Source organism: Actinoplanes sp. NPDC051475, from assembly GCF_040689425.1.
Lineage (GTDB): Bacteria > Actinomycetota > Actinomycetes > Mycobacteriales > Micromonosporaceae > Actinoplanes.
Genome location: NZ_JBFAZZ010000028.1, coordinates 1 through 22,897, shown reverse-complemented (window position 1 = coordinate 22,897; position 22,897 = coordinate 1). Strand labels below are relative to the sequence as shown.

Here is a 22,897-nt window from a genome sequence, read left to right as displayed (position 1 = left end):
AGAGACGGGAACAGCCATGGAACCGACCGCGCACAACGATCTCACCTGGATGCTCGACGAGCTGACCGCCGTGGACCAGGTGCTGCACGCGCTCGTGCTGTCCATCGACGGCCTCGTCGTGCAGAAGTCGAGGTCGCTGGCGCAGGACGCGGCCGAGTTGCTGGCCGCCGCCGCGTCCTCGTTGTACAGCGTCGGCGCCGGCGTGGGACGCCGGTTCGACGGCGGGCCGGTCGACCAGATCGTCGTCGAGTTCCACGACCGCACCCTCTTCATCGCCTCCGCGGGCGAGAACGCACGGCTCGCGGTCATCGGCGACCAGGACGTGGACATGGGCACGGTCGCGTACGAGATGGGCCGGCTCGTCACCCGCATCGGCCAGTACCTCGGCGCGCAGCGGCGTACCGCCACGAACGGGGCGGACCCCCACATCCTGAAACCCTCGGTCAACGGGCATGCCGGGCTCTGAGGATGGACTTCGACGAGCCCGGTCAGCTCGTACCCCTCTATGTCCTGGTGAACGGGCGCACCACGCCGCGCAACGCGGCGCTGGACCTGGCCACGCAGGTGGTCGCGCTGCCGGCCGACACGACCGCGCTGGAGCCCGAATACAGGGAGATCCTGCGGCAGTGCGAGGACTGGATGTCCATCGCGGAGATCTCCGCGTACCTGCGCAGGCCGCTGACCGTGGTCAAGGTGCTGGTCGACATCCTGCTCGAGCAGCGCTACGTCACCCTCGGCTCCGCCGCCCAGCGCACCGTCTACGACCGCGCGCTGCTGGAGTCGCTGCTCGGCGGCCTCCAGCAGCTCTGACCGAGAACTGAGAGACACATGAAACGCACATCCGCCAAGGTGGTCATCGCAGGCGGCTTCGGTGCCGGCAAGACCACCCTGGTCGGCTCCGTCAGCGAGATCCCCCCGCTGACCACCGAGGAGGTCATGACGGAGGCCAGCGTGGGCGTGGACGACCTCGCCGGGCTGGACGAGAAGACGCGCACCACGGTCGCCCTGGACTTCGGCCGGATCACCATCAGCCGCGAGGTGATCCTCTACCTGTTCGGCACGCCGGGGCAGGACCGGTTCTGGTTCATGTGGGACGAGCTGGCGCAGGGTGCGCTCGGCGCGGTCGTGCTGGTCGACACACGCCGGCTGCCCGCCAGCTTCGCCGCGGTGGACTACTTCGAGCGGCGTGGCATCCCGTTCGTCGTGGCGGTGAACGCGTTCTTCGGCGAGTGCGCCTATCCCGACCACGAGATCCGCTCGGCGCTGCAGCTGGGACCGGACGTGCCGCTCGTCCGCTGCGATGCGCGCCGGCGAAGCTCGGCCGTGGAGGTGCTGATCCGTCTCCTGCGGCACGTCCTGGCCGGGTTGCCCGCTACACCGCCGGCTCGAGCCGTACCTTGAAATGCCGGAGCAGCTTCGGCGCCGAGAGGATCCGGTAGCCGGGGACCCGGCCGGGTTCCTTCGCGATCCGCGCCAGCGTCGCGGCCACGTGGTCGAGGTGCGCGTCGGTGTAGACCCGGCGCGGGATCGCCAGCCGCACCAGCTCGAACGGCGCCGGGCGGACCAGCCGCTGCTCGTCGTCGAGCTCCCCCAGGTACAGCGAGCCCAGCTCGGCGCAGCGGATCCCGCCGCGCAGGTACAGCTCGCTCGCCAGGGCGTGGCCGGGGAACAGCGCCGGCTCGAGATGGGTCAGCAGGCGGCCGGCGTTGAGGTAGAGCGCGTGGACGCCGGCCGGTTGCACGGTGTCCACCCCGGCCTCGTTGATCAGCCGGGCCAGCCGCTCGGTGGCGGCCGCCCGGGAGCGCAGGTAGGCGGGGTCGACCACCTCGCGCAGGCCCTGGGCGATCCGCTCGAGGTCGTGCCCGGCCAGGCCCCCGTACGTGGAGAAGCCCTCCGTCGCGATCAGGTTCGCCTCGCAGGCGGTGTACACCCCGGGGTCGCGCACGGCGATGAGGCCGCCGACCGGGGCGAGCCCGTCCTTCTTGAGGCTGATCATGCAGCCGTCGGCCAGCTGGAAGGCGTGGTTGGCGATCTGTCGCGGGGTCCAGTCGCCGTACCCGGGCTCGCGCTCGCGGACCAGCCAGGCGTTCTCGGCGAAGCGGGCGGCGTCCAGCCAGAACGGCACTCCGTGCTGCTCGCAGAGCGCGGCCACCGCGGTGAGGTTGGCCATCGACACCGGTTGCGCGCCGAGCCCGTTATTGGTGATCGTCATCAGCACCATGCCGACCCGGTCCCCCTCGGGGCCGGTCAGCGTGCGCTCCAGCTCGCCCAGGTCGATGTCGCCCTTGAACGGCTCGTCGCTGTCCAGGTCCAGCGCCTGCGCGCAGGGCAGGTCGCGGGCCTCCGCGCCGGCGAGCTCCACGTTGGCGTGGGTGGTGTCGAAGTGGGTGTTGCTCAGGCAGATCTGTCCCGGGCGCAGCAGCGTGGAGAAGACGATGCGCTCGGCGGCCCGCCCCTGGTGCACCGGCAGGACGTGGTCGAATCCGGTCAGGTCGCGGACCTCGTCGCGGAAGCGGAACCAGGAGCGGGCGCCGGCGTACGACTCGTCGCCGCGGGCCGCGCCGGCCTCCTGTGCGGACGACGTCGCGCCGGTGCCCGAGTCGCTGAGCAGGTCGACCGTGATCTGGTCGGCGCGCAGCTCGAACGGGTTGCATCCCGCGGCCGCGTAGGCCTTGCGGCGCTGCCCGGCATCCAGGAAGGGAATCGGTTCCACGACCTTGATCCGGTACGGGGGCAGCAACGCATACGAATCCACGGGCACGACTCTCTCCTAGGAGGCAGCGGGGATCCGCAGTGGCTGCGGGGCGCCCACGCTATACGCCTCGGACGACAGGTAGACGCTGAGGCCCGGCCGGGGCGGCCCGACCCGCAACGACACGTGCGCGATCAGCCCGGCGCCGTCCCCGAGCGGCCGCCGGGACACGGCGGACACGGCGGCCTCGAGCGCGCCCGGGTCGAAGCCGTGCCGCACCAGCAGGGCACCGGCCCGGTCGTGCGCCTCCCGGTCGTCGGCGACGTAGCTGCGGATCGGCACGTACACGCTGTAGCCGATGGGTGCTGCCGCCCCGGGCGCGAAGGTGTAGCTGGCGATGATCGGCCGGCGGTCGTACGGGCCGGCGGAACCGGTGGCCAGCTCGCAGAAGGCGGTCACCTCGGCAGGGTCGACGCCCGGCACGACCGCGGCGGCCCGGGCCACGTCGTCGAGGCCGGCGTCGTGCTGCGACACGTACAGCTTGATCCGGGCCGTGTCGCAGTCGGTCAGGTCCAGGGCGAAGAAGGTCAGGCGGTCGGCCGGCCGCAGGGCCCGTTCCCGGACGCCGCGGTACGCCGGTCCGGCGCCGAGCCGGCCGAGGGCTTCCCGGACCAGCGGGCCGGAGCGGGCGACGCCGTGGATCTCCGGGTTGAGGTACACCTTGAACTCGGGCACGTCGCGCAGGATCAGCGAGTGCCACATGCCGAACAGGCCCTGCGGCCGGTCGGTGGTGAAGAGGTCACGCACCTGCTCGAGGCGCGCCAGGTCGAGCCTGTGCCGGCCGGCCTGCCGGTGCAGGAACGCCAGGGCGGGCGTCAGATCCGCCGGCACGGCCGGGTCGGCGACCGCGGCCTCGGCGAGCAGGCGCAGCGCGGGTGGGCCGCCCCGGTCGAACGCGACCGAGAACTCGACCGGGCTGTGGTCGTCGGCGACGTCGGAGGACCAGGCGGGCCCGGCCGCGAGCGCCCTACGGCCCGCCTCGCCGAGCAGGTCGGCGACCAGTCGGGCGGGCTCCGCGGCGTCCGTCCCGGTGACCCGGCAGAGGCGGAGCAGCTGCCCCGTGACGTGTTCAACCAGCGACTCGGCCGGCATCAGTCCCTCCACGCGATCATTAAAATCGGTCAACATCAATTAGTAAAGTGCCGGAGTACGGCGATCACCGCCGGGTAATACCTTCGGCATGGCTGACCGGATCGCCGACCCGTGGGGCGCTCGCACGCCGTACGGGCCGGGCGAGCAGTGGCCTGTACGCGTCGACGAGCACGTCGAGGCGCCGCATGCCGACCGATGGGTGCAGTCGGCGTCGCTGCTGCACTCGAACGGCGACGCGATGGACATCGCCGTCGCGGACGGGCGCATCGTCGGCGTCCGCGGCCGCGCGGCGGACCGGGTGAACCGGGGCCGGCTCGACCCCAAGGACCTGTACGGCTGGCAGGCCAACGCCAGCCCGGACCGGCTCACCCGGCCGCTGGTCCGGCAGGAGGGCCGTCTGGTCGAGACGGACTGGGACACGGCGATGGGCCGGATCGTGGCCCGGTCGCGGGAGCTGCTGGAAGGCCCCGGCGGCTGGGGTCACTTCGGCTTCTACACCAGCGGCCAGCTGTTCCTGGAGGAGTACTACGCCCTCGGGGTCATCGGCAAGGCCGGCATCGGCACGCCCCACATGGACGGCAACACCCGGCTGTGCACCGCCACCGCCGCCGCGGCGCTGAAGGCGAACTTCGGCACGGACGGGCAGCCGGGGTCGTACGCCGACGTCGACCACTGCGACGCCCTCGCGCTGTGGGGCCACAACGTCGCCGAGACGCAGACCGTGCTGTGGATGCGGATGCTCGACCGGCGGCGCGGGCCGAACCCGCCCGCCCTGCTCGCCGTCGACCCGCGCACGACACCGGTCGCCCGGGAGGCGGACGTGCACCTGGCCGTCCGCGCGGGCACCAACCTGGCCCTGGTCAACGGGCTGCTGCGCGAGCTCATCCACCGCGGCTGGTACGACGAGGCGTACGTCGGCGCCCACACGCTGGGCTTCGAGGAGCTGGAGCGCACCGTCGACGCCTATCCCCTCGACCGGGTGGCCGGGATCTGTGACGTCAAGGCCGCCGACGTGGCCCGCGCGGCGGAGCTGCTCGGCACCTCCGAGCGATTGTTCTCCACCGTCCTGCAGGGCTTCTACCAGTCGAACCAGGCCACCGCCGCGGCGTGCGGGGTGAACGACATCCACCTGATCCGCGGCATGATCGGCCGGCCGGGCGCCGGGGTCCTGCAGATGAACGGCCAGCCGACCGCGGAGAACACCCGCGAGGCCGGCGCCGACGGGGACCTGCCCGGCTTCCGCAACTGGGACAACGCCGAGCACATCCGCGAGCTCGCCGAGCTGTGGAACGTCGACGGGACGACCATCCCGCACTGGGCGCCGCCGACCCACGCCATGCAGATCTGGCGGTACGCCGAACAGGGCTCGATCAAGCTGCTGTGGATCTCGGCGACGAACCCGGCGGTGTCGCTGCCCGACCTGGCGCGCATCCGGCGGATCCTCGCCCAGGAAAACCTGTTCGTCGTGGTGCAGGATCTCTACCTGACCGAGACCGCCGAACTGGCCGACGTGGTCCTGCCGGGCGCGACCTGGGGCGAGAAGCTGGGCACGTTCACCAACGCCGACCGGACCGTGCACCTGAGCGAGAAGGCCGTCGAGCCGCCCGGGGAGGCCCGCGCCGACCTCGAGATCTTCCTCGACTACGCGCGCCGGATGGACTTCCGCGACCGTGACGGCGCGCTGCTGATCCCGTGGACCGGCCCCGAGGAGGTCTTCGAGGCGTGGAAGAAGTGCTCCGCCGGCCGCCCCTGCGACTACACGGGTATCACGTACGGCAAGCTTCGCGGCGGCAGCGGCATCCAGTGGCCGTGCACCGAGGACGCCCCGGAAGGCACCGAGCGCCTCTACACCGACGCGACGTTTCCGACGGACCCGGACTACTGCGAGACGTACGGCCACGACCTGAACACCGGCGCGGAGTTCACGGAGAGCGACTACCGCGCCAAGCAGCCGGGCGGCCGGGCGTTCCTGCACATCACCGACTACCGGCCCTCCCCCGAGGTGCCCGATGAGGACTACCCGCTGCTGCTGACCACGGGCCGTACCGTGTACCACTTCCACACCCGGACGAAGACCGCCCGCGCGCCGCAGCTCGACGCCGCCGCGCCGGACGTGTGGGTCGAACTTCATCCCGAGGACGCCGCCCGGCTGGACATCGCGGAGGGAGATCTCGTCGGTATCGCCTCGCGGCGCGGCGGGATCGAGGCCCGCGCCCGGATCACCGGCATCCGCCCCGGCGTCGTCTTCGTGCCGTTCCACTACGGCTACTTCGACGTCAGCCCCGGGGACCGGACCCCGCGCGCCGCCAACGAGCTGACGCTCACCGCCTGGGATCCGGTCTCGAAGCAGCCGCTGTTCAAGGTCGCCGCCGTCCGCGTCGCTCGAATGGACTGACCATGCACCTCGCCCACTACCTCGGGCTGCTGCACAAGGCGCAGCTCAACCTCGCGGAGGCGTTCCGGGAGGTCGCAAGCGCGCACGGGGACGAGCCCGACATCCTCCACCTGTGCCGGCAGCAGGCGAAACTGTGCGACGAGCACGCCGCGCGGCTGCACCCGTTCGCGCAGCGGTACGCCGAGGAGGCCCCCGAGGAGCCCGACCGGCTGCACTCCGACCTGTTCCGGGGCACGCGTACCGGGGGCATCGGGCTCCTGCGTGACCTGCAGGACCTGTATCTGATGGCCACCGAGTGCGACATCTGCTGGACGGTCATCGGTCAGGCCGCGCAGGGCGTCCGGGACCGGGAGCTGATGGACGTGGTGCGCGCGTGCGAGGGGGAGACCGCCGTCCAGCTGGCGTGGGTGCGTACCAGAATGAAGCAGGCGGCCCCCCAAGCGCTGGTGGTGGCCGAATGACCGGGCGCTACTTCGCCCAGAACACGTAGACGGCGCCGTAGGGCACCGCGGTCGTGGAACCGTCCGTGCACGAGCCCGCCGGGGCGACGCCGCCCGAGGTGTAGAGCCGGTTGATGTAGGCGGCCTTGCTCAGGATGCCCTTGCCGGAGTGGCTGTTCACGGTGAGCAGCAGCTCGGGGATCGTGCCCGACCGCGGGCTGTCGGCCGTCTTCGTCGCCGTGACCAGCGAGCCGTCCCGCTCCGACTGCCAGCTGGGGCCCGCGAAGTGGTGAATCTTCCCGCCGGTACCGATCAGCTGCGCCTCCGGCGTCGACGCGCCGGTGAAGATCCCGCCGGTGCATTTGTAGGTCTGCGTTCCGGTCGTGACCAGGTACGCGCCCAGCGGCCGCGCGCCCGCGGGCGGCTTGATCGCGTCGGGGATGCCGGGGATGGCGACCTGCCGGGCATCGGGACCGCTCGCGGCGGGTGCGGCCACCTCCGCGGCGGACGCGTGGAAGGACACCGCCCCGACTGCCGCCACGACGCCGGCCATGCCGACGGCCGCGAGTGCACGGATGCGGGAACGCGACGTGCTGAGCATTTCGATCTCCTCCGTTTTGTGCGGCAGGGACCTGCCGTCCACAATCGGGGGACACGGAGGACGCGCTCCGGCGGATCGAGATCGACGAGATCGTTGCCCCTTCGTACCACCGGCTCTGAATGATCGGCCACATTGCACTCGGGTGTCGTCAATGCGCTTGACGCCGGTCCGGCTCCGGAAAACCGGATGCGGCCACGGGACAAGGTTCCTACGGTGGCGGGATGTCCGTCGAAGCAGCCCGCGCCGCCGATGTCCTGACCCAGCTCTCCGGGGAGGTCCGCCTGCTCACCCTGGCGGAGCTGGTACGCCGCGGCCGCGAAGGGGCCAGCGTCGGCGAGCTCCGATGGGCCCTGGACCTGCCGCTGGCCAAGGTCGGGGATGCGTGCGCCCGGCTCGTCGCCCTGGGCGTGGCCACCGGCTCCGGCGACGGCTACTACCGGGCCCGCCTCGAGGGGCTGCGCGAGGCCGCCGTGGCGGTGGACCAGCAGCAGCCCATCTCCCGGCTTCTCGGTGAGTATCCGCAGCTGCGCGGCAACTTCTCGCACGGGCGGCTGACCGCCCTGCCGCCGACTCTGAGCGAGCGCTACCAGCTGCTCGGTGAGCTGCTCGTCCGGTTCCTGGCGCTGGACGGGCTCTATTCCGAGGACGAGATCAACCACCGGCTGGCCGAGGTCACCGACGACGTGGCCGCCGTGCGCCGGATGCTCGTCGACACCGGCTGGCTGGAACGCGACCGCGCCGGCACCACGTACGGCCCGGCTCGCCCGGTATCAGCCGTGCGGTAGTGGGTACTCACCTGCTCCGACGACGAGAGAGGGACACCCGATGAGCGGCAGCGAACGGCCACCAGCCGGCGACGACATCGCCGGTGCCAGCACCGAGCAGCACGTCAGCGGCCTCGAGGAGGGTGAGGCCGGGGACTGACCCTCGACGATCATCGATGACCGCTGCCCACTCGGCTGGTATCCCTGCGTCGATCAGATGGATACCTTCCGGAGTTGGGCAGCGGCTCCAACGGCGGGGCCGCATGATGGCCCATTGCGGGAGGAGCGATGATGACCTCTGTCCTCTCTACCCGGCGCGCGGGGCCGCGCGCCGTCCTTGCCGGACTGACCGCGCTGGCGACCCTCGCCGCGGTGAGCACGCCGGCCCACGCCAACCGCCCGGTCAAACCCGCCGACCGCCTCGTCGGGGAAACCCGTTCGTCGGCCGACGAACCCGACGAACCCGAGGACACCGGCGGCGTGAAGACCTTCGCCGCCCAGCTCAGCCAGGCCCGGATGGCGCCGTACGGCTCGGTCGCCCCGGGTGAGTACTCGGACGCGCTCGCCGACCTCCGGGGGCTGCCCGGCACCGCGAGTCCCTGGCAGGAGGTGACGAACCAGCCGTACGACGCCGACGACCCCAGGTACCGCGATCCGGTGTACTCGAACTCGGGCGGCGGATGGGGCAACGTCGCCGGACGCGTCACCGGGCTGGCCGCCGGCCGCGGCTACGTCTGGGCCGGCGGGGCGGACGGCGGCGTCTTCCGCAAGAGCCTGACCTCGGGGCACGCCACCTGGAAGCCGATCTCCGACCGGATCCTCGCCCTGTCCACCGGAGACCTCGTCTACGACGGACACGCCGACACCCTCTGGTACGCCACCGGCGAGGCCAACACCGGCGGGACGACGTACACCGGCGCCGGCGTCTATCGGCTCCGCCACCCCCGTACCGGGAGCTTCACCGACGCCGACCGGGTCGGCGGGGACGAACTCGAGTCCCGCAGCATCAACCAGCTGAAGTTCGACGGGCGCGGCATGGTGTACGCGGCCACCACCCGCGGCCTCTGGCGCCACTCCACCGATCCCGCACGGCACCGTCAGCCGTGGCAGCTCGTGCTCATGCCCAATCCCGCCTCGGACAGCGACGTCACCAAGCCGTACGACAACATCGTCAACGACGTCCTGATCCCGCCCCGCGATCGCGGCCGTACCGTGCTCGCCAACGCCGCCTGGCGCTCGGGCGCCGCGTACAACGGCTACTACCTGTCGACCGCCGGCGGAGCACCCGGGACCTTCGCCCGTACGCCGCTGACCGGGCTTGACGACGCCGATGTCGGCAACGCCGAGTTCGCGGTCTCCCGCGACGGCGGCCACTTCTATCTGGTGCAGGAGAGTCCGGCCGGGCTCGCGGCCGGGGTCAGCGCGCTCAAGGGCGTCTTCACCGCCACCGACGTCCGGGGCCCGTGGACGCTGGTCGCCGACTCGCCGGAGCTGGAGCGCTCGGGCTCGGCGATCGGCGCCGACCAGGACTATCCGGTCGGCGTGCAGGCCTGGTACAACAACTTCATCGAGGTCGATCCGTCCGATGCGCGGCACTTCTACGTCGGCCTCGAGGAGGTCTACGAGACCGAGGACGGCGGCGCCACCTGGAAGACCATCGGGCCGTACTGGAACTTCGGGTTCGACTGCTACGACCCGGCACTGCCCGACGGCGGTTGCCCGGCCACCACCCACCCCGACCAGCACTCGATCGCCGTCTCCGGCGGCAAGCTGCTCGTCGGCGACGACGGCGGCGTCTACACCCGACCGCTGGCCCCGGCCCGCAGTTCGGAGGACGCGGCCGGGCACGCCACCGACTGGACCAACCAGAACGCCGGCCTGCGCACCCTCCAGTACTACTCGGTGGGCACCGGGCGCGACCCGGACCGCCGGGGGTACACGGTCGCCGGCGGCCTGCAGGACAACGGCGGCTCGCTGCTGCGCGCGGGAGCCCGCAAGCAGGTCAGCCCGTTCGGCGGCGACGGCGGGGACATCATCGTCAACCCGCGCAACGGCTGCCAGATCCTCAACGAGTACACGTACCTGATCCTGTGGCTGACCAAGAACTGCGGCGTCAGCGACGGCACGACAAGCGCGATCTTCGATGTCACCGTGCCCGACGTCAACGCCCGCTTCACCGCGCCGTTCCGGGTCGTCCGCGGCTCGCGCAACATCGGCGACGGCGCGAGCGAGCGGTGGGTCGCCGGCGGAAACTCGTTCTGGCGGCACGACTACGGGTTCAGCTACACGCCCGCGCAGGCCGCGGCGGACCCGAGCCGGGGCTGGAAGCCGCAGTACACCCTGGACGCCACCGGCCTGCGCCTGATCGTCGGTATGGACGCGGTCGCCGATCCCGCCGCGCCGGCGGACCCGGCCCGCGACACCTACATCGCCTCCTGGTGCGGCCAGACCAACTGCAACAGTGCCGGCTTCACCCGCGGCGTCGCCACCAACTGGGGCGGTACGTGGACCGAGCTCGACCTCACCGGCCTGCCCGACCGCTTCCCCAACAACGTCGTCCTCGACCCGTACGACCGCACGAACTCGACGATCTACCTGGTCTTCAACGGGTTCAACCGGCGCTTCATCGAGGGCCCCGGCGCGGGCGTGAAGCACGTCTACCGCGGCAAGCTCCGCAAGACCGCGAGCGGCGTGTCGGTGAGCTGGACGGACCTGTCCGTCGGCTTCCCGGACGTGCCGGCCACCGATGTGGTCGTCGTCGGCAACCGGCTCGTGGTCAGCACCGATCTCGGCGTCCTGGTCGCCGATCGCCGCGCCACCGCGGCGACCGTCAAGTGGCGGCGGGTCGGGCCGCCACCCGGAGCCAAGCCCTGGTCGCTGCCGCTCACGGCCGCGTTCGACCTGCACGTGAGCCAGGACGGGTTCCTCTACGCCGCGACTCACGGGCGCGGCATCTGGCGGACGCCGCTCGCGCTCGTTTGACACATCGACGGTCCTCATTATTGACTCGGCATGACGACAACGTTGTCATGCCGAGTCGGAGGGACCGCACATGCGTAGAGGGGTGGCCGCCCTCGTGGGCGTCCTGCTTGCCGTCGGCTCGGCCCTTTCCGGTGGCGCACCGGCCGAGGCGGCCGAGTCCAACGGCGGCGTCCGCATCATGCCGCTCGGCGCGTCCATCACCGACGGCTACAACGTGCCCGGTGGTTACCGCATCAAGATGTGGGAGCTGTTCACCGGTGCCGGCTACCGCGTGGACTTCGTCGGCTCCGGCTCCAACGGCCCCGCCTCGCTCGGCGACCACGACCACGAGGGCCACAGTGGATGGCGCATCGACCAGATCGACGCCTCCATCGCGGGGTGGCTGCGCACGTACGCGCCCCGCACCATCCTGCTGCACGTCGGCACCAACGACGTGAACCAGAACTACGACCTCCCCCACGCCCCCGCGCGGCTGTCGGCGCTGATCGACAAGATCCGGGCGAACGCGCCGACGGTGGAGCTGTTCGTCTCCACGCTCATCCCGGAGTCGGATCCGGTGCTGGAGTCCAGGATCCAGGCCCTCAACGCGCAGATCCCCGGCATCGTCGCCGGCAAGGGCCCGCTCACCCATCTCGTCGACATGCACCCGGTCGTCGCCGTGGCGGACCTGGCCGACGGCACCCATCCCACCGCGGCCGGCTACGACAAGATGGCCGCGCAGTGGTTCAGCGCCCTCCGGTCGGCGCCGGCGAGCCTCGAGGCCACCGTCCTGCCCCCGGTCGGCGCCGCCGTCATGGTGGCCAACCCGCAGTCGGGCAAGTGTCTCGACGTACCCGGGACGGCCACGGCGGACGGCACCCAGCTGCACATCTACGACTGTCTGGGCAGCACCATCCAGACCTGGACCCGCACCGCCGCCGGCGAGCTGCGGGTCTACGGCGACCGCTGCCTGGACGTCAGCGGCAACGCGACCGCCGACGGCACCAGGATCCAGATCTGGACCTGCAACGGTACGACGGCCCAGCGGTTCACCTTCCGCGCCGACGGCACCATCGCCGGGGCGAACTCGGGCAAGTGCGTCGACGTGACCGCGGGCGGCACGGCGAACGGGACCCTCGTGCAGCTCTACGAGTGCAACGGCACGGGCGCCCAGCGCTGGTCGGTGCGTTAGTTCTTGCGGGCGGGATCGGCGAGAAGGATCTGCCGGCCGCCCGGACCGGAGATCAGTTCGCTGCGGAACGGCACGCCCTCGGTCCGGAGCCGCTCGATCTCGGCGCCGAGGTCGCCGACGACGAGATGGATCCGGTTGTGGCCCGGCCCGGCGGCGTCGGCGGGGGTGGCGCGGGCGCCCGAGCTCGCGGGCCCGGACAGCAGCAGCCGCAGCGAGCCGCGGACAACGTCGGCGAAGGCCGGAGCGGCGCTGGTGAGCAGGGAGAAGCCCAGGTGGCTGGTGTAGAAGTCGACGGCGGCCTGGACGTCGTCGACGAGGTAGCGAACGCTGGCGTACCGGTCTGGCTCGGTCATCATTCGACCTTACGGGCGGAAGGTCGTTCCCATCGATACTCGTCACGCTCTGGCCCTGGGCGTTCACCGGTGGTTAGCATTATGAATCCTTCTCGCGTTCGTGCGCCCCGGAAGGGACTCCGCCCATGCACCGACGCCTCCCCCGCCTCACCGCGGCCCTGACCATCTCCCTCCTGCTGACCGTCGCCGTCTCCGTCAACCCGCTCACCGCCGTCCCGGCGAGCGCCGCCTACGCCGGCAACGACTACTGCCTCGGCGAGTGCTCCGACATCCTGCCGCCGGGTGAGAACGGCGACGCGGACCTGCTGCAGATCATCGCCCACCAGACCTTGGGCACCATGCCCCCGCACTCGGACGACCAGCTGGGTCGCTACGCCGGGCTCGTGCAGCACTACACCGGCCTGACCGACCAGCAGATCTCCACCTTCTTCAACGACGGCTCGTTCGGCGTCGCTCCCGGCGACGTGGCGCGCAGCTACCAGCCCCGCCCGGACGTCACCGTCGTCCGAGACAAGGCCCTGGGCATCCCGCACGTCACCGGCACGACCCGGGCCGGCACCATGTTCGGGGCCGGGTACGCGGGCGCCGAGGACCGCCTCTTCCTGATGGACCTGATGCGGCACGTGGCGCGCGGCGAGCTGACCCCGTTCGCCGGCGGCGCCGAGGGGAACCAGGCGCTGGAGCAGAGCGTCTGGCGCAACTCCCCGTACACCGAGGCGGACCTGCAGGCGCAGATCGACACGCTGAAGGCCTCTGGCCCGCGCGGCGCCCAGCTCTACGCCGACGTGCAGGCCTACGTCGCCGGGATCAACGAGTACATCGCGGACTGCATGGCGGCCCGGGACTGCCCCGGCGAGTACGTGCTCACCGGCCACCTGGACGCGATCACCAACAAGGGCGGCCCGGGGAACTTCGGGCTCACCGACCTCATCGCCACCGCCGGGGTCATCGGCGGGCTGTTCGGCGGGGGCGGCGGCGGCGAGATGCAGTCGGCGCTGGTGCGGATCGCCGCGCGGGCGAAGTACGGCGACGCCGCCGGGGACGCGGTCTGGACGACCTTCCGCTCCCAGAACGATCCCGAGGCGGTGCTGACGGTCCACGACGGACAGGTCTTCCCGTACGGGGCGGACAACCGCAACGCCCCGGGGGTCGCCATGCCCGACCCCGGTACGGCGGCGCCCGAGCCCCTCGTCTACGACAAGTCCGGATCGGCGGCGTCCCGGAAGGCCACGGGGAAGAGCGCCATCGCCGAGTCGCTGGGCAAGCTCACCCTCGGCACCAACCACCGGGGCATGTCCAACGCCGCCGTGATCTCGGCGCCGCACTCGGCGACCGGCCACCCGGTCGCCGTCTTCGGGCCGCAGACCGGCTACTTCGCCCCGCAACTGCTCATGCTCCAGGAGCTGCAGGGACCGGGGATCAGCAGCCGGGGCGCCGCCTTCGCCGGGCTGAACCTCTACACGCTTCTCGGCCGCGGGCCGGACTACGCGTGGAGCGCCACGTCGGCGGGCCAGGACATCACCGACACGTACGCGGCCGAGCTTTGTGAACCCGACGGCCGCACCCCCACCACCGCGTCGACCCACTACCTCTACCACGGCCAGTGCCTCGCGATGGAGGCGCTGACGAAGACCAACGCGTGGAAACCCACCACCGCCGACCCCACGCCGGCGGGCTCGTACCGGCTCACCATGCTGCGCACGAACTACGGCCTGGTGTCGTGGCGGGGCCTGGTCGGCGGCAAGCCGGTCGCGTTCACGAGCCTGCGGTCGACGTATCGGCACGAGGCCGACTCGGCGCTCGGCTTCCAGATGTTCAACGAACCCGATCAGATGGGTACGCCCGCCGCGTTCACCGCCTCGGCCTCGCAGATCGCGTTCGCGTTCAACTGGTTCTACGTCAACTCCACCGACACGGCGTACTTCAACTCGGGCACGAACCCGGTCCGGCCGTCCGGTGCCGACCCGAACCTGCCGACGTGGGGGCGGCCCGCGTACGAGTGGACCGGCTCGTACCCGGCCGCCGCGCATCCGCAGGCGGTGAACCAGGACTACTTCGTCAGTTGGAACAACAAGCAGGCGGCCGGTTTCTCCGCCGCGGACGGCAACTTCAGCTTCGGCTCGGTGCACCGCGGCGACCTGCTGGACAAGCCGATCAAGGCGGCGCTGGCCGCGGGCCGCAGGTTCGACCGGGCCGGGCTCGTCAGCGTCGTCGAGTCCGCCGGGACCACCGACCTGCGCGGCGCCGAGGTCCTCGACGAGCTGCTGCGCGTCATCGACACCGCGACGGTCACCGACCCCGCGCAGGCCGCTGCCGTGGCCGAACTGCGCGCGTGGCGGCAGCGCGGCGCGCACCGGGTCGAGTCCGCCGAGGGCAGCAAGGTCTACCAGGACGCCGAGGCCATCCGCGTCTTCGACGCCTGGTGGCCGATGATGGTCGCGGCGGAGTTCCAGGCCCCGCTCGGCGACGACCTGTACCGGGCCCTGGCGAGCACGCTGCCGATCGACGAGTCGCCGTCTGCCGGGCAGGCGCACAAGGGCTCGTCCTTCCAGACCGGCTGGTGGGGCTACGTCGACAAGGACCTGCGCGCGGTGCTCGGCGACGCCGTGGCGAACTGGCCGCGCACGTACTGCGGCGGCGGTGACGTGGCCGCCTGCCGTACCGCGTTGCTGAGCAGTCTCGGCGCGGCGCTGGCACAGCCGGCCACCACCACCTACCCCGGCGACTCGCACTGCGCCGCGGGCGACCAGTGGTGCGCCGACGCGATCCTGCAGTCACCGCTCGGCGGCATCACCCACGACCTCATCAGCTGGCAGAACCGGCCCACCTACCAGCAGGTCGTCTCCTTCCCGGCGAAGCGCGGCGACGACCTGAGCAACCTGGCGGCGGGACGGCCGGCGACCGCGTCGAGCACGCAGTGGGGGCATCCCGCCTCGCACGCCGTGGACGGCGACCTGGGCACGCGCTGGGCGAGCTCCTGGGCGGACGGTCAGTGGCTGCGCATCGATCTGGGTGCCGGCCGGCCGGTGGCCCGCATGGTGATCCGCTGGGAGACCGCGTACGCGTCCGCGTACCGGATAGAGACCTCACCGGACGGCACGACCTGGACCAGGGTCGCGGCCGTGACCGGCGGGAACGGCGGCGTGGACACCGTGGCCTTCCCCCGGACCGAGGCGCGCTTCGTGCGGCTGACCGGCGAGACCAGGGGCACCCCGTACGGAATCTCGGCCTACGAGGTGGAGCTCTACGCGCACTGATCTCAGGGCACCGAGCGGATCCGGGTCACCAGCACCGAGCCGAGCACCGTGACGGCGGCAACAGCGAGGTACAGCGCCGGATAGCCGCCGAGACAGGAGACGATCGGGAAGGCCAGCGCCGGGCCGAGCACCTGCGGCGCGGAGTTGGCGATGTTGATGATCCCCAGGTCCCGCGCCCGGTCCCGCTCGGCCGGCAGGACCTGGGTGATCAGCGCCTGATCGACCGAGAGGTAGACGCCGAAGCCCAGGCCCAGCACGGCGGCCGCGACGAGCGCCCCGGTCCACGTCGGCCAGAGCGCCAGCAGCGCGGCTGCGGCCGCCATCACGTAGCCGGACACGATGACCGACGGCTTGCGCCGGCCGGTACGGTCCGAGATTACTCCCCCGGCCACCACCGTGAGCAGCGTCGCGGCCGTGTTCACCAGGACCAGCACCAGCAGCCCCTGCTCGGCGTCGGGATGGTGGACCCGGTCGCGCAGGAAGTAGAGCAGGTACAGCGTCGCCATCGCGTTGCCGAGCTGCACCAGGAACCGGGTGGCCCACGCCCAGGCGAAGTCGGGCGCCTCGCGGTGGCGCAGCCGGAACGCGTCCGGCACCGAGCGTAAGGAGAACCGCGGCGCATCGTCCGGCCCGACCGCCGGGTCCCGGGTGAACAGGACGAAGGGGGCGGCGGCGAGCACCACGACGACCCCGGTCAGCAGGTAGCCGCCGGTGCTTCCGGTGACCACGGCGGTGACCAGGACGACGCCCAGCACCACCCCGAACGACTGGGCCAGTCCCACCCAGCCGGACACCAGCCCGCGCTGGCGCACCGGCGTACGGTCCGGGACGATCGCCGTGATCCCCGCCTGGAGCATGTTGAGCCCGGCCTGCGCCAGGCACCAGCACAGCGCCAGCCCGAGCACAGTGCGCTGGCCGGCCAGCAGGGTCAGCCCCGCGAGGCCGGTCACGGCGCCGATCGCCGTCCAGGTGTGCCGCCGCCCGGTCCGGGCCGTCGTGGCGTCGGAGAGCGCGCCGGCGACCGGCCCGGCGACGACCGCCACGAGCGCACCCGCGCCGGTGATGATGCCGAGGACGGTGGTCTTGTCCGCACCGGCCACGTCTTCGACCTGGTTCGGCAGCAACACCTGCAGCGGGCCGTAGTAGCCCACCCAGAGCCCCAGGTTCGCCAGCGCCAGCAACCCGATCCAGCGGCTGCCTACCCGGGGCGGGTCGGCCGGGCCTGCGTACGCGGTCACCGCTGCTCGGCGAGGGCGGCGCGCATCCAGGCGAAGGAGTCCCTGGGCGTACGCCGCTGGGTCTCGTAGTCGACGTGGACCAGCCCGAACCGCTGGCTGTACCCCTCCGCCCACTCGAAGTTGTCCAGCAGCGACCAGACGAAGTACCCCCGTACGTCGGCACCGGCCTCGATCGCGGCGTGCAGGGCGCGCAGGTGGCCGTCGAGGTAGTCGATGCGATCGCCGTCGTGCACCGAGCCGTCGGTGGAACAGCCGTTCTCGGTGACGTAGACCGGCGGCAGCAGCTCGTCGTACCGCTCCCGCAGGCCGACGAGCAGCTCGCGGAGGCCGTCCGGGACCACCGGCCAGCCGAACGCCGTCTTCGGCACGCCCTCGATGTCGACGGTCTCGAACGGCAGCGGCGCCCCCTCCGGCGCTGCCTTGACCCGGGTGGGGTTGTAGTAGTTGATGCCCAGCGCGTCCATCGGCGTCGCGATGACATCCATGTCGCCGTCCTGCACGAAACCCGCCTCGGCGGCGAACGACGGATACTCGCCGCGCAGGACGGGATCCAGGAACAGCCTGTTGTGGAAGGCGTCGTAGACCTCGGCGGCATCGAGATCGTCCCCGGCCGGCCACACCGGCGTGCAGTTGTTCGTGATCATCACCTCGGCGCCGCCCCGGGCCCGCAGCGCCCGCACCGCCAGCCCGTGCCCGAGCAACTGGTGGTGCGCCACGGGCAGGGCGTCCATCATCAGCATGCGGCCGGGCGCGTGGGTCCCGAACGCGTACCCCTGGGCCATGTGCACGACCGGCTCGTTGAGGGTGATCCAGCGCGAAACCCGGTCCCCGATCCGATCCGCCACCACAGCCGCGTAGTCGGCGAACCGGTGACTGGTGTCCCGCGACAGCCAGCCGCCGGCGTCCTCGAGCGCCTGCGGCAGGTCCCAGTGGAAGAGCGTCGGCACCGGGGCGATGCCGCGCGCCAGCAGCGCGTCTACGAGCCGGTCATAGAAATCCAGGCCGGCGCCGTTGACCGGGCCGGCGCCGGCGGGCTGCACCCTCGGCCAGGCGATCGAGAAACGGTACGCCGAGACGCCCAGCTCGGCGAGGAGCTCCACGTCCTGCGCCCAGCGGTGGTAGTGGTCGCAGGCCACGTCGCCGGTGTCGCCGTCGCGGATCCGGCCCGGGGTATGGCTGAAGGTGTCCCAGATGGAGGGCCCGCGGCCGTCCTCGCGCACGGCACCCTCGATCTGGTACGCCGCGGTGGAGACGCCCCACAGAAAGCCGGGCGGAAAACTCGGAAGGGCAGCCACGCTACGACCTCCTCGAAAGATGAGTTCGGCTCAGATTAGCGGCGCGACCGGCACTCGGATAGGGCAGACGCGCGCACCAGCGCACGGCTGACCCGGCCGAACTCGATGTCGTCCCGGGTCTGGTAGAGCCGTACCGGAGCGCCCCGATAGTCGGCCCAGAGCTGGTATGCGGCCCGGTGCCACCGGGCCCGTACGCCGGCCACGGTGGCCGGCAGGACGACGAGGATCCCGGCGAGGATCAGCCCGGCGGCGAGCGGCAGGAGCGGGCCGGTCGCGGCGAGCGCCGCCACCGACAGGACGGCCGTGCGACCGGCCCTCCGGGCGAGGCGATCGGCCGGACCCCGCGCCCGGCGGAGGTTGTGCAGATGCTCGATCCGGTACCGGTCGGAGCCGACGAGCAGCCACCGATCAGTGATCCGTACGGTGCCGCGGTCGTAGTACGTGGTCATCGCCCGAGCGTCGGGGCACAGGGTCCGAAGCGGACCGTAGCAATCCCGTAGCCTTGTGCACCGGGAGGCTGCCCTCCGCGGGAGTGATCGTGTTCGAACTGCGGCTGCTGGGCGACGTCGGCGCCTGGTACGGCGGCCGGCCGATCGGGCTGTCAGCACAGCAGCGCGCGGTCCTCGCAGTGCTGGCCTTCCACGCCAACCGCGTGGTGAGCCGGCCGGACCTGATCAGGCTGGCCTGGGGCGATGCCGCGAACGGGCCCCCGCCGACCATCGACCGGCTGGTCACCGACTACGTCTCCCGGCTGCGGACCGCGTTCCGCCAGGCAGGGGTGGGTGCACAGGCGCGCCTGCTGACCCGGCCGCCCGGGTACCTGCTCGAGGTGGACACCGCCGCGGTGGACTGGCACCGGTTCCGCGGCCTGGTGGGCCAGGCCCGGGCGGCCCGGCTGGCCGGCGCCGGGGACGACGGGGCCGACCTGCTGCGCCGCGCCCTGAAGGTGTGGCAGGGGCCGGCCCTGGCGGATCTCGTCAGCGGATCGCTGGACCCGCTGCGCACCCGCATGGCCGACCTGAGACTGGTCGCCGCCGAGGACCTCGCCGCCTGCGCGCTCGCCCGCGGCGACGGCGCCGGGATGGTCGACCTGCTCACCGACCTGGCCGCGGGACATCCGGGCCGGGAACGGCTGGCCGCGATGCTCGTCCGGGTCCTGCACGCCACCGGCCGCCGCGACGACGCGGTGGCCGTCTACCAGCGCACCCGCGCGCACCTGACCGGCCACCTCGGAGTGGATCCCACCGCCGTCCTCGAGGAGGCCTACCGCGGCGTCCTGCACGACCGGCCGCCCGAGCCGGCGCCGCCGGTGGACCCGGTCCGGCCCGCACAGCTCCCCGCCGACACCACCGCCTTCACCGGCCGCCACGACGAACTCGCCGAACTGCTCCGCGTCGTCCCCGGCTCCGGCACGGAACCGCCGGGAGTGGTGGCGATCTGTGCCGTGGACGGCATGGGCGGCATCGGCAAGACCACCCTCGCGGTGCACGCGGCCCATCGCCTCGCCGACCGGTATCCCGACGGGTGTCTCTTCCTGGACCTGCACGGATACACCCACGCCATCGCCCCGGTCGACCCCGGACAGGCGCTGCCACGGCTGCTGCGTGCCCTGGGCGTACCAGGGGAGCAGATCCCGGCCGAGCCCGAGGACCAGGCCGCGCTCTACCGCAGCCGCCTGGCCGGGCGCCGCGTCCTCATCCTGCTCGACAACGCCCGGTCCGCCGAGCAGGTCCGTCCACTCCTGCCGGCCGCCCCCGGCTCCCTGGTGATAGTCACCAGCCGGCGGCGGCTGACCACCCTGGACGAGGCCTTGACCCTGTCCCTCGACCTGCTGCCCCTTGCTGACGCGGTCGCCCTGTTCACCCGCATCGCCGGGCCCCGGAGCAGCACCGAATCCCCCGGCGCGGTCGAACAGGTCGTCGCACTCTGCGGGCGGCTCCCGCTGGCCGTCCGCGTCGCCGCCGCGCGGCTGCGGGCCCGCCCGGCCTGGACCGCCGCACACCTGGCCGACCGGCTGACCGACCAGCACACCCGGCTCGGGGAGCTCGACGACGGCGACCGGGGCGTCGCCCTGGCCTTCACGCTGTCCTATCAGGACCTCACGGATGAGCAGCAGCGCACGTTCCGGCTGCTGGGTCTGCACCCGGGCACCGACACCGACTCGTACGCCGCGGCCGCGCTGACCGGCCTTCCCCTGGCGCGGGCCGGCCGGGTCCTCGAACACCTCCTCGACGCCCACCTGCTGAGCCAGGCCGTCCCGGGCCGGTACGGGTTCCACGACCTGATGCGGGCCTACGCCGCCCACCTGGCCGCCGCCCACGACTCCGACGACACCCGCCGTAGGGCCCTGAACGGCCTGTACGACCACTATCTGACCACCGCCGCCGCCGCGATGGACACGCTGTTCCCCGCCGGGATGTTCCAGCGCCCCCGCATGCCTCCCACGGGCTCGCCGTCCCCGCCGGTCTCCGGTACGCCCACAGCCCGCGCCTGGCTGGACGCCGAACGCCCCAACCTGGTCGCCTCCTGTCTTCACGCCGCCGACCACGGCCGGCCGGGCCACGCGCGCCGCCTCTCCGCCACCCTCGCCCTCTACCTGGACTTCGGTGGCCACTTCGCCGACGCGCTGACCGTCCACGCCCGCGCCCGTGAAGCCGCCGCCCGCTGCGGCGACTGGCCCGCCGAGGCGTACGCGATGATCAACCTCGGCACCAGCCTGGAGGGACTGAGCCGGCACGCCGAGGCCGCCACTCACCTGCATCAGGCGCTCCACCTCTGCCGCGCGATCGGGCACCGGGCCGGCGAGGCCCGCGCCCTGAACAACCTCGGCTACGTCTACTGCCGGTGGGGCCACTACGAGCAGGCCGTCGACCACACGCGGCAAGGACTCGCCATCCTCCGGGAGACCGGCAACCGCCTCGCCCAGGCCGACGCCCTGGACACGCTCGGCATCGTCCACCTTCGACAGGGCCGGTACGAGGAGGCCATGGACCACTGTCGCGAGGCTCTCCGCCGCTATCGCGAGGTCGGTGACCCGCTCGGCGAGGCGATGCAGATCGAGCGACTGGGCGGGATCCACGGGCGGCAGGGTCACCACGAGCAGGCCCTCGACCATCTCCAGCAGGCCCTCCGCCTGGACCGGGAGATCGGCAACCGCCTCGGCGAGGCCGACGTCCTGAACGAGCTGGGTCTCGTCCACCGGCAGCAGAACCGGTTCGCCGCCGCGGCCGATCACCACCGGCGCGCCGTCGACCTCTACCGGAGGATCGGGAATCGTGCCGGCGAGAGTGCGGCACTGAACGGCCTCGGCGAGACTCTGCGCGCCGCCGGGCAGCCGGACCAGGCCCGCGCCCGCACCGGCCTGACCCCTCATGATCACCCTGAGTAGCGGACTGGTGCCACACTGTGGTCTCAGCGCGCTCAGCTTTCCGACCCGAAGGGTGTCACCATGCAGAAGCTCCTGTTACCCCTCGCCGCGTTCGCCGCGGCATTTACCGTCGCCCCGGCGCAGGCGAACGCCGCGACGGCGCACCGATGCGACGTCGTCCGTCCCGGGCCCGGCTACTACGAGGCCGGCACCGTCGCCTCCGAGCTGCTCATCGTGCCGGACAACGGCCGGTGCACCACGATCAGTGTGCTGAACATCCGCGACTTGGCGAACCCCGCCGACCGGTGCCAGACGTTCCTGGTGCAGTTCCTGCCCGCCGAGGGCGAGACCACCTACACCGACCCGGTGGAGGCGTGCTCGCCCGGCCGCCGGACGGTGCTGGCCACCGGCGTACCGGACGGCATGCCGTACCGGGTGCTGTACCGGATCGACTACCTGGGCCAATCGGTACGGTTCCGGGTCGCCCACTAGCGCGCACGGCCGCCGGGGCGCCTCATCCGGTCGCGGCCTTCATGACCCACGAGGTGACCCGAGGCCGGCCGTCGAGGTCGGCACGCCCGGTCGACCAGAGCAGCACCCGGACCGGATCACCCGCCGTCGCGTCCGGGAAGAGGCGCTCCAGCACTGCCGCGCAGAGCGACCCGGGTGGACGCCAGTCGATTCCGAGGCCTCGGGCGATGTCGTGGGTGTGCAGAAGCGTCTCGTTCACGCCCAGCGCCGCGAAGCCGCTCGGATCGGTCGGTCCCCAGTGCCACGCCCGGGCCGCCGGATCCGCCGCGGCCACCGCGTCGCTGAGCAGGCGCCCGCACGCCGTAACCGTCCGCAGCACGTCACGGGGTGCGGTGCCGTCCCGGATCACGAGGTCGAAGGGCAGGTAGGAGTCGTCCGGCCGGCTCGCGACCTGCCCGGCGTAGGCCAGCAGGTCGTGGGCGACATGGGCGGCCGTCGTCCAGCAGCTCCATTCGAGGGTTCCGGCCCGGCACTGCCAGTCCATCGATGTGTACGGGCTGAGCACCCGCACCATCTCGGCCACGGCGGCATCGACGTCCCGGCCGTCCAAAGAGCGCATGCCGCCGGCCTAGGTGTGCTGTCCAGGGACGTTGGTCAACCTGGTGATGGGTGGTAGGCCGCCGATTGCTGAGTGGGGCCGGTGGTGATTGTAGTGATGT

The 22,897-nt window shown here is 72.1% G+C and carries 19 protein-coding genes; 11 read left to right on the top strand and 8 right to left on the bottom strand.

The window, feature by feature from the left end; all coding sequences use genetic code 11:
• Positions 1 to 16: 16 nt before the first annotated feature.
• Genes AB0368_RS36280 through AB0368_RS36270 form a run of 3 tightly spaced genes read left to right on the top strand, consistent with a single transcriptional unit; the run spans position 17 to position 1,401 of the window.
• Positions 17 to 466: a roadblock/LC7 domain-containing protein gene (locus AB0368_RS36280; protein WP_366158577.1), complete on the top strand. Its 450-nt coding sequence runs from the start codon at positions 17 to 19 to the stop codon at positions 464 to 466.
• 2 nt (positions 467 to 468) lie between these two features.
• Positions 469 to 810, top strand: coding sequence for a DUF742 domain-containing protein (locus AB0368_RS36275; protein WP_366158576.1), 342 nt, complete (start codon positions 469 to 471; stop codon positions 808 to 810).
• A gap of 18 nt (positions 811 to 828) precedes the next feature.
• Entirely contained in the window at positions 829 to 1,401 is a 573-nt protein-coding gene (locus AB0368_RS36270; RefSeq protein ID WP_366158575.1) for an ATP/GTP-binding protein, read from the top strand.
• Here the strand turns inward: AB0368_RS36270 and AB0368_RS36265 are convergent.
• On the bottom strand, positions 1,373 to 2,761 hold the full coding sequence (locus tag AB0368_RS36265; RefSeq protein ID WP_366158574.1) for a tryptophanase: 1,389 nt from the start codon (positions 2,759 to 2,761) through the stop codon (positions 1,373 to 1,375). The two genes, AB0368_RS36270 and AB0368_RS36265, sit on opposite strands and share 29 nt — an antisense overlap.
• 9 nt (positions 2,762 to 2,770) lie before the next feature.
• Positions 2,771 to 3,856, bottom strand: coding sequence for a tryptophan dimethylallyltransferase family protein (locus tag AB0368_RS36260; protein ID WP_366158573.1), 1,086 nt, complete (start codon positions 3,854 to 3,856; stop codon positions 2,771 to 2,773).
• A gap of 76 nt (positions 3,857 to 3,932) precedes the next feature.
• On the opposite strand from AB0368_RS36260, the gene AB0368_RS36255 reads away from it, so the two are divergent.
• Positions 3,933 to 6,239, top strand: a complete 2,307-nt coding sequence (locus AB0368_RS36255; RefSeq protein WP_366158572.1) for a molybdopterin oxidoreductase family protein — start codon at positions 3,933 to 3,935, stop codon at positions 6,237 to 6,239.
• A 2-nt stretch (positions 6,240 to 6,241) separates the two neighbouring features.
• Positions 6,242 to 6,700 carry a hypothetical protein gene (locus tag AB0368_RS36250; protein WP_366158571.1) on the top strand — a complete coding sequence of 153 codons (459 nt, stop codon included), beginning with the start codon at positions 6,242 to 6,244 and terminating at the stop codon, positions 6,698 to 6,700.
• A 7-nt stretch (positions 6,701 to 6,707) separates the two neighbouring features.
• On the opposite strand, the gene AB0368_RS36245 is transcribed toward AB0368_RS36250, so the two are convergent.
• On the bottom strand, positions 6,708 to 7,280 hold the full coding sequence (locus tag AB0368_RS36245) for a DUF3455 domain-containing protein (RefSeq protein WP_366158570.1): 573 nt from the start codon (positions 7,278 to 7,280) through the stop codon (positions 6,708 to 6,710).
• A gap of 221 nt (positions 7,281 to 7,501) precedes the next feature.
• On the opposite strand from AB0368_RS36245, the gene AB0368_RS36240 reads away from it, so the two are divergent.
• The 3 genes from AB0368_RS36240 (at position 7,502) to AB0368_RS36230 (ending at position 12,197) form a co-directional block, all read left to right on the top strand.
• The gene (locus tag AB0368_RS36240; protein ID WP_366158569.1) at positions 7,502 to 8,065 is read left to right on the top strand and encodes a DUF2087 domain-containing protein; all 564 of its coding nucleotides are present in this window, start codon (positions 7,502 to 7,504) and stop codon (positions 8,063 to 8,065) included.
• A gap of 270 nt (positions 8,066 to 8,335) precedes the next feature.
• Entirely contained in the window at positions 8,336 to 11,026 is a 2,691-nt protein-coding gene (locus AB0368_RS36235) for a glycosyl hydrolase (RefSeq protein ID WP_366158568.1), read from the top strand.
• A 70-nt stretch (positions 11,027 to 11,096) separates the two neighbouring features.
• The gene (locus tag AB0368_RS36230) at positions 11,097 to 12,197 is read left to right on the top strand and encodes an RICIN domain-containing protein (RefSeq protein ID WP_366158567.1); all 1,101 of its coding nucleotides are present in this window, start codon (positions 11,097 to 11,099) and stop codon (positions 12,195 to 12,197) included.
• Here AB0368_RS36230 and AB0368_RS36225 read toward each other — a convergent pair.
• The gene (locus tag AB0368_RS36225) at positions 12,194 to 12,550 is read right to left on the bottom strand and encodes a VOC family protein (RefSeq protein WP_366158566.1); all 357 of its coding nucleotides are present in this window, start codon (positions 12,548 to 12,550) and stop codon (positions 12,194 to 12,196) included. The two genes, AB0368_RS36230 and AB0368_RS36225, sit on opposite strands and share 4 nt — an antisense overlap.
• Before the next feature lie 125 nt (positions 12,551 to 12,675).
• Between AB0368_RS36225 and AB0368_RS36220 the strand changes: the two genes are divergently transcribed.
• Positions 12,676 to 15,807: a penicillin acylase family protein gene (locus AB0368_RS36220; protein WP_366158565.1), complete on the top strand. Its 3,132-nt coding sequence runs from the start codon at positions 12,676 to 12,678 to the stop codon at positions 15,805 to 15,807.
• Between the two features lie 2 nt (positions 15,808 to 15,809).
• On the opposite strand, the gene AB0368_RS36215 is transcribed toward AB0368_RS36220, so the two are convergent.
• Genes AB0368_RS36215 through AB0368_RS36205 form a run of 3 tightly spaced genes read right to left on the bottom strand, consistent with a single transcriptional unit; the run spans position 15,810 to position 18,789 of the window.
• Positions 15,810 to 17,045 carry an MFS transporter gene (locus tag AB0368_RS36215; RefSeq protein WP_366158564.1) on the bottom strand — a complete coding sequence of 412 codons (1,236 nt, stop codon included), beginning with the start codon at positions 17,043 to 17,045 and terminating at the stop codon, positions 15,810 to 15,812.
• Complete coding sequence (locus AB0368_RS36210; RefSeq protein WP_366158563.1) at positions 17,042 to 18,340, bottom strand: GH1 family beta-glucosidase; 1,299 nt, start codon at positions 18,338 to 18,340, stop codon at positions 17,042 to 17,044. Before AB0368_RS36210 ends, AB0368_RS36215 begins: the two co-directional genes overlap by 4 nt.
• A 35-nt stretch (positions 18,341 to 18,375) precedes the next feature.
• On the bottom strand, positions 18,376 to 18,789 hold the full coding sequence (locus AB0368_RS36205; protein ID WP_366158562.1) for a DUF6232 family protein: 414 nt from the start codon (positions 18,787 to 18,789) through the stop codon (positions 18,376 to 18,378).
• Between the two features lie 89 nt (positions 18,790 to 18,878).
• On the opposite strand from AB0368_RS36205, the gene AB0368_RS36200 reads away from it, so the two are divergent.
• Both AB0368_RS36200 and AB0368_RS36195 read left to right on the top strand, forming a co-directional pair.
• Positions 18,879 to 21,728 (top strand): tetratricopeptide repeat protein, encoded by a 2,850-nt coding sequence (locus tag AB0368_RS36200; protein ID WP_366158561.1) that lies wholly within the window; start codon positions 18,879 to 18,881, stop codon positions 21,726 to 21,728.
• A gap of 60 nt (positions 21,729 to 21,788) precedes the next feature.
• On the top strand, positions 21,789 to 22,199 hold the full coding sequence (locus tag AB0368_RS36195) for a hypothetical protein (RefSeq protein ID WP_366158560.1): 411 nt from the start codon (positions 21,789 to 21,791) through the stop codon (positions 22,197 to 22,199).
• A gap of 22 nt (positions 22,200 to 22,221) precedes the next feature.
• On the opposite strand, the gene AB0368_RS36190 is transcribed toward AB0368_RS36195, so the two are convergent.
• Positions 22,222 to 22,788 (bottom strand): hypothetical protein, encoded by a 567-nt coding sequence (locus tag AB0368_RS36190; protein ID WP_366158614.1) that lies wholly within the window; start codon positions 22,786 to 22,788, stop codon positions 22,222 to 22,224.
• Positions 22,789 to 22,897: the final 109 nt, after the last annotated feature.